This is a genomic window from Micromonospora sp. NPDC000442 (assembly GCF_042898635.1).
In the GTDB taxonomy this organism is placed as follows: domain Bacteria; phylum Actinomycetota; class Actinomycetes; order Mycobacteriales; family Micromonosporaceae; genus Micromonospora.
In genome coordinates, this window is the sequence record NZ_JBIAYZ010000007.1 from 250,817 (window position 1) to 262,731 (window position 11,915).

Sequence of the window (11,915 nt, forward strand, 5' to 3'; positions counted from 1 at the left end):
AGGCCGGCGCACCGGCGGTGGAATCCACCTCCGCTGGCCGGGAGCCGCTGCTGGAGGTCGATCACGTGACGCTGCGCTTCGGCGGCGTGGTGGCCCTCAACGACGTGGACTTCACCCTCTACAAGGGTGAGATCCTCGGGCTGATCGGTCCCAACGGTGCCGGTAAGACCACCTGCTTCAACGCGATGACCGGTATCTACCAGCCCTCCGAGGGGGAGATCCGGTTCCGCGGCGAGCGGATCACCGGCAAGAAGAAGCACCACATCACCAAGATGGGCATGGCGCGGACGTTCCAGAACATCCGCCTGTTCCCGGAGATGACCGCGCTGGAGAACATCCAGGTGGGCGCGGACGCTCATCACAAGACCAGCGTCCTCTCCGCGCTGTTCCGCCTGCCCCGGCACCAACGTGAGGAGCGCGACGGGCTGGAGAAGGCACAGCGGCTGCTGGATTTCGTCGGTATCCCACACCGGATGCACGATGCCGCCCGCAACCTCTCCTATGGCGAACAGCGCCGGCTGGAGATCGCCCGGGCGTTGGCCACCGATCCGGTGCTGCTCTGCCTGGACGAGCCGGCTGCCGGCTTCAACCCGGCCGAGAAGGAAGAGCTGCTCCAGCTCATCCGCAAGATCCGGGACCAGGGCGTGACCGTGCTGCTCATCGAGCACGACATGCGTCTGGTGATGGGGGTCACCGACCGGATCGTGGTGCTGGAGTTCGGGAAGAAGATCGCTGAAGGGCTCCCCGCCGAGGTGCGGGAGGACCACCGGGTGATCGCGGCCTACCTGGGGGTGCCGGATGACGACGTTGCTTGAGATCGATGACGTCAGTCTGCTCTACGGGCGGATCAAGGCGCTACACGGCATCAGCCTGACCGTCAACGAGGGCGAGATCGTGGCCCTGATCGGGGCCAATGGTGCCGGCAAGTCGACCACCATGCGGGCCATCTCCGGCATCCGTCCAGTGGCCTCGGGCAGCATCCGGTTCGCCGGTGAGGACATCACCAAGCTCCGGGCCGACCTGCGGGTGCGCCGTGGACTCTGCCAGGCACCTGAGGGTCGGGGGATCTTCCCCGGCATGACGGTGCTGGAGAACCTGGACATGGGCGCGTACACCCGGCGGGATCGGGGTGAGGTGGCCAAGGACCTCACCCGGGTGCTGGAGCTGTTCCCCCGGCTGGCGGAGCGACGCAAGCAGATCGGTGGGACGCTCTCCGGCGGTGAGCAGCAGATGCTGGCCGTCGGCCGGGCGATGATGAGCCGACCCAAGCTGCTGCTGCTCGACGAGCCGTCGATGGGGCTGGCACCGATGCTGATTCAGCAGATCTTCAGCATCATCACCGAGATCAACGAGCAGGGCACCACGGTCCTGCTCGTGGAGCAGAACGCCCAGCAGGCGTTGGCGCGGGCGCATCGGGCGTACGTGCTGGAGACCGGCCGGATCGTCAAGGAGGGCACCGGCACGGAGCTGCTGCACGACCCGGCGGTCAAGGAGGCCTACCTCGGCGTGGCCTGACCGTCCGCTACCCCTCTCTTGCAAGGAGTTCGACATGTTGTTCAAATTGAACGTCCCACACCGAGCCCTGCTCGGTGTGGCTGGCGCCGCACTGCTCACCGTCTCGATGGCCGCCTGCGGCGAGCAGGACAGTGCCGATCAGCCGGGCGCGGGTCCGACGGTGACCGCCGCGCCGGACGCGGATCTCGCTGGCAAGGTGCCTGACACGATCAAGGCCGACGGCGTGATCAAGGTGGGTACCGATGCGACCTACGCCCCGGCGGAGTTCCTCGACACCGATGGTTCGACCGTGATCGGCTTCGACGTCGAGCTGTTCAACGCCGTTGCGCAGAAGCTCGGCCTGAAGGCGGAGTACGAGTCGGCGCCGTTCGACGCGATCCTGCCAGGCGTGGCCTCCGGCAAGTACGAGGTCGGCGTCTCGTCGTTCACCATCAACCCGGAGCGGTTGAAGAGCGTCAACATGGTGAGCTACTTCTCGGCCGGCACCCAGTGGGCCACCAAGGCCGGCAACCCGGCTCAGGTGGACCCGGACAACGCCTGCGGCAAGAAGATCGCCGTGCAGGTCGGCACCGTGCAGCTCGACGACATCGAGGCCCGGTCGAAGAAGTGCACCGACGCCGGTCAGCCGGAGATCACCATCGACCAGTACCAGGCGCAGAGCGACGCGACGGCCGCCGTGGTCAGCGGCAAGAACGACGCCATGCTGGCCGACTCGCCGGTCGGCGCCTACGCGGTGCAGCAGAGCAACGGCCAACTGGAGGTGCTCGGCGACATCTACGAGTCGGCACCCTACGGGTACGCGGTGAAGAAGGACCAGACCGCGTTCGCTGAGGTGCTGCAGGAGGCGGTGCAGGCGGTCATCGCTGACGGCAGTTACGAGTCGGCGCTGAAGAAGTGGGGTGTCGAGGGCGGATCGATCACCACCTCGGAACTGAACCGCGTCGGCTGACATGTCTGTCGACACCGACACACCCGAGCGGGCACGGCCGGATCCCATCCAGGCCGTGCCCGTGCGGCATCCCGGGCGGTGGGTCGCCGTCGCCGTGATCGGGGTGCTGGTCGCCATGTTCGTGCACCTGTTGGTGACGAACCAGGCGTTCAACTGGTCGTTCATGGTGAACGAGATGTTCCGGCCGCCGATCATGGCCGGAGTGCGGGGAAGCATCGCGCTGCTCGTGACCGCCATGCTGATCGGTGTCGTGCTGGGCGTCGTCATCGCGATCATGCGGCTGTCGGAGAACCCGATCCTGCGTGGCGTCGCCTGGGCGTACACCTGGTTCTTCCGCGCGGTGCCGCGGTTGGTGCTGGCGATCCTCTTCGGCAACCTGGGCATCCTGTGGGCCCGGGTCGAGTTCGGGCTGCCCTTCGACCGGCAGATCGGCGCGTTGTTCGGGGTGCAGGACTTCGAGGCACGGCTGTTCGGCTTCTCGGCGACGGACATCCTCACCGGCTTCGTCGCCGGCATGCTGGCGCTGGGGCTCTCCGAGGCCGCGTACATGGCGGAGATCATCCGAGCCGGCATCCAGTCGGTGGACGAAGGGCAGACGGAGGCCGCCCAGGCACTGGGCATGACCCGCACCCAGATCCTGCGCCGCATCGTGTTGCCGCAGGCCATGCGGGTGATCGTCCCGCCGACCGGCAACGAGACGATCGCCATGCTCAAGGACACCTCGCTGGTGGCCTTCGTGCCGGTCTCCGCCGAGCTGTTCTTCCAGATCAGGGCGGTCGGTAGCCGCACCTTCCAGGTCTTCCCGATGTTGGTCGCGGCGACCATCTGGTATCTGCTGTTGACAAGCGTGCTGCTGGTCGGGCAGCACTACCTGGAACGGCACTTCGCCAAGGGCACCGGTCGGGCCGGCCAGGCGAAGGCCCGGCTGCGGGGCATGACGACCGGCGGCGGTGGCGTCACCGGAGGGGGCGGGGGCGTATGACGCAGACGAGTGGGTCCGCCCAACACGGCCTGCCGGCCGCGGAGTCGGGAACGATGGTCCGGGCCGAGCAGGTGCACAAGTCGTTCGGGCCGGTCGAGGTGCTCAAGGGCATCGATCTTCAGGTGCGTGCCGGTGAGGTGTGCTGTCTGCTGGGGCCCTCCGGCTCGGGCAAGTCGACGTTCCTACGCTGCATCAACCACCTGGAGAAGATCAACGCCGGTCGGATCTGGGTGGACGGCGAGCTGATCGGCTACCGGGAGCGCGGCGGCAAGTTACACGAGATGCGGGAGAAGGAGGTCGCCGCCCAGCGCCGCGCCATCGGCATGGTGTTCCAGCGGTTCAACCTCTTTCCGCACAAGACCGCCCTGGACAACGTCACCGAGGCGCCGCTGCTGGTTCGTCGGGAGAAGCGGGGCGAGGCGCGGGATCGGGCGGTGGCCCTGCTCGAGCGCGTCGGGCTCGGTGACAAGCTGGGTAACTACCCGAACCAGCTCTCCGGCGGGCAGCAGCAGCGGGTGGCGATCGCCCGGGCGCTGGCCATGCGGCCGAAGCTGATGCTCTTCGACGAGCCGACCAGCGCGCTCGACCCGGAACTGGTCGGCGAAGTGCTGGACGTGATGAAGGACCTGGCCCGCGACGGTATGACGATGATCGTGGTCACTCACGAGATCGGCTTTGCCCGGGAGGTCGGTGACACCTTGGTCTTCATGGACGACGGTGTGGTGGTCGAGCAGGGCAACCCGCGTGAGGTGATCGCCGACCCGAAGCACGAGCGGACGAGGGCCTTCCTCACGAAGGTTCTCTGACGCCCGGTCGTAGCTGGACGCCCGACACTTCAGTTGTCGCCGGTGGTGGAATGGCCCGGCGTGGACTATAGGTGTGAATCAGTTCCTGACTCGCCCGGGCGAGTCGAATTCCGGCAGCGCCTGAGGCGGGACCTCAGGCGCTGCTCGGCCAGCATCGGACTCTTGTTGAGATCCCAGCAGTGTGCGTGTCTTGGACACTTATGCCGGAAAGGCCAGGCAAGGTGTGCCGGACCAGCGGAGCGCCACGGGTGTTTCCGCCTCTGATTCGTGCGGTACCTGCACGGAAGCGCCACCGTGCCGCCACAGATAGCGTGGCGGCACGGTGGAGAAGATCAACTTGTTTCTGGCTTATGCTACTTCAGTCGCCATTTGTGCGACCGTAGATAGCCGTTTATCAGGCCGCTTCTTTTTTCGCCCTGTGCAATTACGAACTCGCCGGTTTGGTAATTGGCGTCGCCGTACAAGATGACAGCGTCATAAGCAGTGCTGGTTCCCCGGTTGTAGACTGAGCGAACGGGGTAGTTCCACGCCCAGGAGCAGACGTTAGGGGAGCTGTACCAATCGTTGTCGGCGTTTAGCCACGAGCATCGCCCTCCGGTTCCACTCAGGCCATCCCAAACGCACAGATGACCGCTCGGGCAATCCCAGGCGGCTGCCTGGGCGGCGGCGGGTGGCGCACCGACAACAAGGACAACCGCAAGACTGAAAATGCTGAGGGACTTTTTGAGTCTACCCATGGAAACCCCCGTCTGCTGCATGGGTCAGGCGTACGAACTGCGGCCCTGGTGGAAGTGTATCGATGCACTGATACTTCCAGATCAATCATTATGAGTCAAGAAACAAGCTGTCGGGACGGGTTGCTTGATCATGCATTTCAGATGATCGGTGCAGTTCGCGTGGCCTCCGTAGAGTGGCGCAGATTAACCGTGTGGGTGGATAGCTGCTGGTCACGGTGATGGTGAGGTCGTGTGGATGGACGGCAAGGTCGACAGGCGATGCTGAGTAGCGCGAGCGGGCGGGTGCCGTCGCGGGCTCGGTGCCAGGTGGCATCGCCGTTACTGATGCCGAACGGTGCGGAGGATGTCGATGGCAGCGTTGCGAGCGGCAGGATGCTGAGTGCGTCAAGGGAACAATGCTGTTGACTGGCGCAGGAACGTGCCGGGTCCTTGTCGGCGGTACGGACTAGAGTCGCAGCCGTGACAGCTACGACCCCGCGCCTGCTCCTTGTCGACGGACACTCCCTGGCCTACCGGGCGTTCTTCGCCCTGCCGGTGGAAAACTTCTCCACCACGACCGGGCAGCCGACAAACGCGGTCTACGGCTTCACCTCGATGTTGATCAACGTGTTGCGTGACGAGCAGCCGACCCACATCATCGTCACCTTCGACGTGTCCCGCCGGTCCTTCCGCACCGAGAAGTACGCGGAGTACAAGGCGGGCCGCAGCGAGACCCCGACCGACTTCAAGGGCCAGGTCAGCCTGGTGAAGGAGGTCCTGGCGGCGCTGCGCGTCCCCGTGGTGGAGAAGGAGGGCTACGAGGCTGACGACGTCATCGCCACCCTGGCCTGCCAGGCCCGCGACCAGGGCATGCCGGTGCTGATCTGCACCGGCGACCGGGACGCCTTCCAGTTGGTCGACGACCAGATCACCGTGCTCTACCCGCGTAAGGGCGTCTCCGACCTGGCGCGGATGGATCCGGCGGCGATCGAGGCGAAGTACGGCGTGCCCCCCGGCCGCTACCGCGACCTGGCCGCCCTGGTCGGTGAGACCAGCGACAACCTGCCCGGCATTCCCGGCGTCGGTCCGAAAACCGCCGCGAAGTGGATCAACACGTACGGCGGGGTGGAGGGCGTCATCGCCCGCGCCGACGAGATCAAGGGCAAGGCGGGCGACAGTCTCCGGGAACGACTCGCCGACGTGATCCGCAACTACGAGATCAACTGTCTGGTCGCCGACCTGGAGTTGCCGCTGCGTCCCGAGGACACCCGCTGGCAGGGGTGGGACCGCGAGGCGGTGCACCAGGTCTTCGACACCCTTCAGTTCCGCATCCTGCGCGACCGCCTCTACCAGTACCTGGAGGCGGTCGAGCCGGAGGCGGAGTCGGGCTTCGACCTGACCGGTGAGGTGCTGGCCGCGCCCGGCGCGCTCGTGGGTTGGCTGGAGACCCACGCGCCGGCCGGCACCGGCGTCGGCGTCGCGGTCAAGCTCGACACCGGCCCGAACCGCCGGCACACCGCCTCCGTCACCGGCATGGCGCTGGCCACCGCCGACGGCGCGGCGGCCTGGTTCGACCCGGGCCAGCTGGAGGCCGGCGACGAGGCGGCGCTGGCGACGTGGCTGGCCGACGAGACCCGGCCGAAGGTGCTGCACGACAGCAAGCCGGCCGTGCTCGCCTTCGCCGCGCACGGCTGGGCGCTGGCCGGCATCGCGCGTGACACCCAGATCGCCGCGTACCTGGCCCGCCCCGATCAGCGGTCCTACGACCTGACCGACCTGGCGCTGCGCTACCTGCACCGGGAGCTGCGGGTCGACGCCCCGGAAACCGGCCAGCTGACCCTCGACGGGCTCGGTGGCGACAGTGAGGCCGAGCAGAACCTCATGCTGCACGCCCGGGCCACCCTCGATCTGGCCGACGCGATCGACGCGGAGCTGTCCCGCGACGGGGAGCAGTCGGCCCGGCTGATGGCCGGGGTGGAGCTGCCACTGATGCGGGTGCTGGCGCAGTTGGAGCGCACCGGCATCGCCGCCGACACCGACTACCTGTCGGAGCTGGAGGCGCACTTCGCCGCCGAGGTGAAGGCCGCCGCGCAGGGCGCGTACGAGGCGGTGGGGCGGGAGTTCAACCTCGGCTCACCCAAGCAGCTGCAGGAGATCCTCTTCGGCGAGCTGAACCTGCCCAAGACCAAGCGGATCAAGACGGGTTACACCACCGACGCGGACGCCTTGCAGTGGCTCTACGCGCAGAACCCGCACCCGGTGCTGGCCCACCTGCTGCGACACCGCGACGTGGCCAAGCTCAAGTCGACGGTGGACGGTCTGCTCAAGTCGGTCTCCGACGACGGGCGCATCCACACCACGTTCAACCAGACGGTGGCCGCCACCGGTCGGCTCTCCTCCACCGAGCCCAACCTGCAGAACATCCCCATCCGCACCGAGGAGGGGCGACGGATCCGCCGTGCCTTCGTGGTGGGAGAGGGCTTCGAGTGCCTGCTCACCGCCGACTACAGCCAGATCGAGATGCGGATCATGGCACACCTGTCGGCCGACGACGCGCTGATCCAGGCGTTCAACTCCGGCGCCGACTTCCACGCCGCGACGGCCTCGTCGGTCTTCACCGTGCCGCTGGCCGAGGTCACCCCGGACCAGCGGCGCAAGATCAAGGCGATGAACTACGGCCTGGCGTACGGGCTCAGCGCCTTCGGCCTGTCCCAGCAGCTCGGCATCAGCGCCGAGGAGGCGCGCGGGTTGATGGAGAACTACTTCGCCGGATTCGGCGGGGTACGGGACTACCTGCAGGAGGTGGTGGCCCGGGCCCGCCAGGACGGCTACACCTCTACCATTCTCGGCCGCCGGCGTTACCTGCCCGACCTGGTCAGTGACAACCGGCAGCGGCGGGAGATGGCCGAGCGGATGGCGCTCAACGCCCCGATCCAGGGCTCCGCGGCGGACATCATCAAGGTCGCCATGCTGCACGTCGACACCGCGTTGCGCGACGCCGGCCTGCGCTCCCGGATGCTGTTGCAGGTGCACGACGAGTTGGTCTTCGAGGTGGCGCCGGGAGAACGGGCGGCCCTTGAGGAGTTGGTCCGGCGCGAGATGGGCGGGGCGTACCCGCTGTCGGTGCCGCTGGAGGTGTCGGTGGGCGACGGCCGCGACTGGAACAGCGCCGACCACTGATCCTGCCCCGAAACCCTGACGTGGTCACGGAACGTGGGCCGGTCACGGTCCTGCAAAAGACCTCCGCTGATCCCCACGCAGTTTCGGGGAAGTTGCTGCCTCGCGGGCCGGCTGACACAGCAACTTCGCCGAAGTTGTCGCCTGCTGGTCTGCTGGTGCGGTGGTGAAGGCGGATCTCAGCGGCCGGGGCCTCGGCGGGACTTGGGCGGGGTGCCGTGCCGGTCGAGGGCCTTGCGGGAGGGGCCGCCGGGCGGTGGCAACGGGGCCTTGACCGGGTCGTGACCCCAGTTCATCAGCGAGTACCGCCACCGGGTGTCGCGCACGTCGCCGCTGGGACGCTGCGCCATGTGCCGTCGGACGTAACCGACGACCTTGCGCATGTGCTTGTAGTCGGCCTCGGTGAGCTGGCCGCGCTTGCGGCGCAGCAAGTCGATGATCTTACGTCCGGACTCGTGGCCGACCGTCTCACCACCGTCGCTGCCCTTCCTCCGCCAGCCGACGTGCTTGGACTCGTCGGTGTCCAGCCACTTGGACAACTCGCCGGGCTTCATGTTCACCGCCTCGGTGAACTCCCGGTAGGTCTGGTCCGGGTCGTCACGACTGCTCACGGCGCAGCACCTCCGGGCGGTGGGCCACATCCCGACCCGAGTCGTCGTTGCGGATGCGGTACTGCGGCTGCTCCGGTGAGGCGTTGACGGCGTGCCCGCGTACGTGGGTCCGTTCGGTCAGCTTCTCCTTGACCACACCGTGGGCCCGGCCGCTGTGGCTGGCCCAGGAGACGTGGTCGCCCTTGCGGAACTCCTCGTCGGCCATGCCGCGGGTTACCCGGGGTCGCCCGCGGGAAACGACTAGGGGGTGACCTCGGCGATCGGGAGTTTGACCTCGAAAGGTTCGGTCAGCTGGATCAGCTCCGCGCTGTCGGCGACGAGTTCGTACTGTCGCTCGCCGCCCGGCCCGATCCGGTCGCCGAGGCGGTACGCGTACACGTGCACCGGGTCCTGCTCGATGCGCCAGTAGAAGGGGATGCCGGCGGCGGCGTACGGCGTCGCACTCGCCGTCCGGTCCGCCGCCGGACCGCACAGCCGGTCGGCTCAGCCCGGACGGACAAGTCGGCCGGCTCAGCCGGTCGGTTTCTCGGTGACGAAGATGGCGGTGCCGGGGAAGAGTCGGCCGCGCAACGGGCTCCACTGCCCCCAGATCCCCTCGTGCCCCTCCGGCCACTCCGGTTCCACCAGGTCCAGCAGCCGGAATCCGGCGTCGACCAGTTCGCGTACCCGGTCGCCGAGGGTGCGGTGCTGCTCGACGTAGCTGGCCCGGCCGTGTTCGTCCAGCTCCACGTACGGCCGGGTATCGAAGTACGAGTGCACGGCAGTCAACCCGCCCTCACCGGGATCGTCCAGGAAGATCCAGCGCATCGGGTGGGTGACCGAGAAGACCCACCGGCCGCCGGGACGCAGCACCCGGTGCACCTGGTGCATCAGCGCCGCGGAGTCCTCGACGAACGGGACCGCGCCGAACGCCGTGCAGGCGGTGTCGAACGTCTCGTCGGCGAAGGGCAACGCGAGCGCGTCGGCCTGCGCCAGCGGCACGCGTACCCCGCTGCGGGCGCTGGCCTGCGCCGCGTGCCGCAACATGCCGGCGGACAGGTCCACCGCGACCGGCCGGGCCCCCTGGGTGGCCAGCCAGCGGGCGCAGGACGCGGCACCGCAGCCGACCTCCAGCACCTGCCGTCCGGTCACGTCGCCGAGCAGCCGGGCGTCCGCCTCGCGCAGTCCCTCCGGGCACCAGACGAAGTCCACGTCACCCAGAAAGCTGCCGTGTTCGGCCTGGTACGCGTCGGCGTCGGCGTCCCACCAGCGCCGGTTGGCGGTGCGCGCCTCGGCGTCACCGACCCGGCGCCGGGTCACCCGGTTGTCGTCACCCACCAGGCCACGCTAGGCCGTCACCATGCTGTGGCCGGCGGCGGCCCTGGCGCACGCCGCGGCGTGTCTGGCCGAAATCTCCGCTTTCGCGGCTGGTGAGCCGATGAGTAGACGGGAGGGCTTGCACGCTGTGGTAATGCAGCAGGTAGGGTAGACGATGCGCTCGCGGATCGTGTGCCTCGGCAGGGAGCAGGTGCGCGGTCGACGGAGTCACATCAAGATCTCGTTCAGCGATATCCAGGTGGGCCCGCCGACGGATCCGTTGGCGCGCACAGGTCACCGCGACACCAGCCTGCTGTGACACACCATCCGACCGGAGCAACCGCCCACATGACGAGCAGCATCGAGGCCCCCTCGAGCGCCACCAAGGTCACCGTCGACGATCTCGGCTCAGAGGAGGCTTTCCTCGCCGCGATCGACGAGACCATCAAGTACTTCAACGACGGCGACATTGTCGAAGGCACCGTCGTCAAGGTCGATCGGGACGAGGTCCTGCTCGACATCGGCTACAAGACCGAGGGTGTCATCCCCTCTCGGGAGTTGTCGATCAAGCACGACGTGGACCCGGCTGAGGTCGTCTCGGTGGGCGACCACATCGAGGCCCTTGTCCTCCAGAAGGAGGACAAGGAGGGCCGGCTGATCCTCTCCAAGAAGCGGGCGCAGTACGAGCGGGCCTGGGGCACGATCGAGAAGATCAAGGACGAGGACGGCGTCGTCCGCGGCTCCGTCATCGAGGTGGTCAAGGGTGGCCTCATCCTCGACATCGGGCTGCGCGGCTTCCTGCCGGCCTCCCTGGTCGAGATGCGCCGCGTGCGCGACCTGCAGCCGTACGTCGGCCGCGAGCTCGAAGCCAAGATCATCGAGCTGGACAAGAACCGCAACAACGTGGTGCTGTCCCGCCGTGCCTGGCTGGAGCAGACGCAGTCCGAGGTGCGCACCGAGTTCCTCAACAAGCTCCAGAAGGGGCAGGTCCGCAAGGGCGTCGTCTCCTCGATCGTCAACTTCGGCGCCTTCGTCGACCTGGGCGGCGTGGACGGCCTGGTGCACGTCTCCGAGCTGTCCTGGAAGCACATCGACCACCCGTCCGAGGTCGTCGAGGTGGGCCAGGAGGTCGAGGTCGAGGTTCTGGACGTCGACCTGGACCGCGAGCGGGTCTCGCTGTCGCTGAAGGCGACCCAGGAAGACCCGTGGCGTCAGTTCGCCCGCACCCACGCCATCCAGCAGATCGTGCCGGGCAAGGTCACCAAGCTGGTGCCGTTCGGTGCCTTCGTCCGGGTGGACGACGGCATCGAGGGCCTGGTCCACATCTCCGAGCTGGCCGAGCGTCACGTGGAGATCCCCGAGCAGGTCGTCCAGGTCGGCTCCGAGGTCATGGTCAAGGTCATCGACATCGACCTGGAGCGTCGCCGGATCTCGCTGTCGCTCAAGCAGGCCAACGAGGGCTTCGTCGAGGGCGAGGAGCACTTCGACCCGACCCTCTACGGCATGGCCGCGACCTACGACACCGAGGGCAACTACATCTACCCGGAGGGCTTCGACCCGGAGACGGGCGAGTGGCTCGAGGGGTACGACAAGCAGCGCGAGACCTGGGAGAACCAGTACGCCGAGGCGCGGCAGCGCTGGGAGGCGCACCAGAAGCAGGTGCAGACCTCCCGGGCCGCCGAGGCCGAGGCCGCTGCCAACCCGCAGCCGGCCCCCACGGCCGGTGGCACCACCACCTCGACCAGCGCGGCCCCGAGCCGGCAGGCCGAGGAGCCGGCGGGCACGCTGGCCACCGACGAGGCGCTCGCCGCACTGCGGGAGAAGCTCGCCGGCGGCAAGTGAATCTGCGGCACGTCCAGTCGC

Annotated in this window: 12 protein-coding genes; 7 read left to right on the plus strand and 5 right to left on the minus strand. The window is 67.8% G+C overall.

The window, feature by feature from the left end; genetic code table 11:
- Positions 1-17 precede the first annotated feature (17 nt).
- The 5 genes from ACFY2A_RS14145 to ACFY2A_RS14165 are packed head-to-tail and all read left to right on the plus strand — an operon-like array spanning position 18 to position 4,252.
- The gene (locus ACFY2A_RS14145) at positions 18-815 is read left to right on the plus strand and encodes an ABC transporter ATP-binding protein (protein ID WP_363924996.1); all 798 of its coding nucleotides are present in this window, start codon (positions 18-20) and stop codon (positions 813-815) included.
- The gene (locus ACFY2A_RS14150) at positions 799-1,515 is read left to right on the plus strand and encodes an ABC transporter ATP-binding protein (protein ID WP_363924971.1); all 717 of its coding nucleotides are present in this window, start codon (positions 799-801) and stop codon (positions 1,513-1,515) included. The genes ACFY2A_RS14145 and ACFY2A_RS14150 overlap by 17 nt, the downstream gene beginning before the upstream one ends.
- Positions 1,516-1,552: 37 nt before the next feature.
- Complete coding sequence (locus tag ACFY2A_RS14155) at positions 1,553-2,464, plus strand: ABC transporter substrate-binding protein (RefSeq protein ID WP_387171767.1); 912 nt, start codon at positions 1,553-1,555, stop codon at positions 2,462-2,464.
- A gap of 1 nt (position 2,465) precedes the next feature.
- A complete protein-coding gene (locus tag ACFY2A_RS14160) occupies positions 2,466-3,446 on the plus strand; it encodes an amino acid ABC transporter permease (protein ID WP_363924969.1) in 981 nt (326 codons plus the stop codon).
- Positions 3,447-3,499: 53 nt separating this feature from the next.
- On the plus strand, positions 3,500-4,252 hold the full coding sequence (locus ACFY2A_RS14165; protein ID WP_387171769.1) for an amino acid ABC transporter ATP-binding protein: 753 nt from the start codon (positions 3,500-3,502) through the stop codon (positions 4,250-4,252).
- Between the two features lie 353 nt (positions 4,253-4,605).
- Here ACFY2A_RS14165 and ACFY2A_RS14170 read toward each other — a convergent pair whose 3' ends face one another.
- Positions 4,606-5,010: a peptidase inhibitor family I36 protein gene (locus ACFY2A_RS14170; protein ID WP_387171606.1), complete on the minus strand. Its 405-nt coding sequence runs from the start codon at positions 5,008-5,010 to the stop codon at positions 4,606-4,608.
- Positions 5,011-5,448: 438 nt separating this feature from the next.
- On the opposite strand from ACFY2A_RS14170, the gene polA reads away from it, so the two are divergent.
- Positions 5,449-8,148 (plus strand): DNA polymerase I, encoded by a 2,700-nt coding sequence (polA, locus tag ACFY2A_RS14175; RefSeq protein ID WP_387171608.1) that lies wholly within the window; start codon positions 5,449-5,451, stop codon positions 8,146-8,148.
- 176 nt (positions 8,149-8,324) lie between these two features.
- On the opposite strand, the gene ACFY2A_RS14180 is transcribed toward polA, so the two are convergent.
- The 4 genes from ACFY2A_RS14180 to ACFY2A_RS14195 all read right to left on the minus strand — a co-directional run bounded on the left by ACFY2A_RS14180 (position 8,325) and on the right by ACFY2A_RS14195 (position 10,073).
- Positions 8,325-8,756: a DUF3140 domain-containing protein gene (locus tag ACFY2A_RS14180; protein WP_387171610.1), complete on the minus strand. Its 432-nt coding sequence runs from the start codon at positions 8,754-8,756 to the stop codon at positions 8,325-8,327.
- Complete coding sequence (locus ACFY2A_RS14185; RefSeq protein WP_363924965.1) at positions 8,743-8,961, minus strand: DUF2945 domain-containing protein; 219 nt, start codon at positions 8,959-8,961, stop codon at positions 8,743-8,745. Before ACFY2A_RS14185 ends, ACFY2A_RS14180 begins: the two co-directional genes overlap by 14 nt.
- A gap of 35 nt (positions 8,962-8,996) precedes the next feature.
- Positions 8,997-9,140 (minus strand): hypothetical protein, encoded by a 144-nt coding sequence (locus ACFY2A_RS14190; protein WP_387171612.1) that lies wholly within the window; start codon positions 9,138-9,140, stop codon positions 8,997-8,999.
- 126 nt (positions 9,141-9,266) lie between these two features.
- The gene (locus ACFY2A_RS14195) at positions 9,267-10,073 is read right to left on the minus strand and encodes a class I SAM-dependent methyltransferase (RefSeq protein ID WP_387171614.1); all 807 of its coding nucleotides are present in this window, start codon (positions 10,071-10,073) and stop codon (positions 9,267-9,269) included.
- A 327-nt stretch (positions 10,074-10,400) separates the two neighbouring features.
- On the opposite strand from ACFY2A_RS14195, the gene rpsA reads away from it, so the two are divergent.
- A complete protein-coding gene (gene rpsA, locus ACFY2A_RS14200; protein WP_363924962.1) occupies positions 10,401-11,894 on the plus strand; it encodes a 30S ribosomal protein S1 in 1,494 nt (497 codons plus the stop codon).
- Positions 11,895-11,915 lie beyond the last annotated feature (21 nt).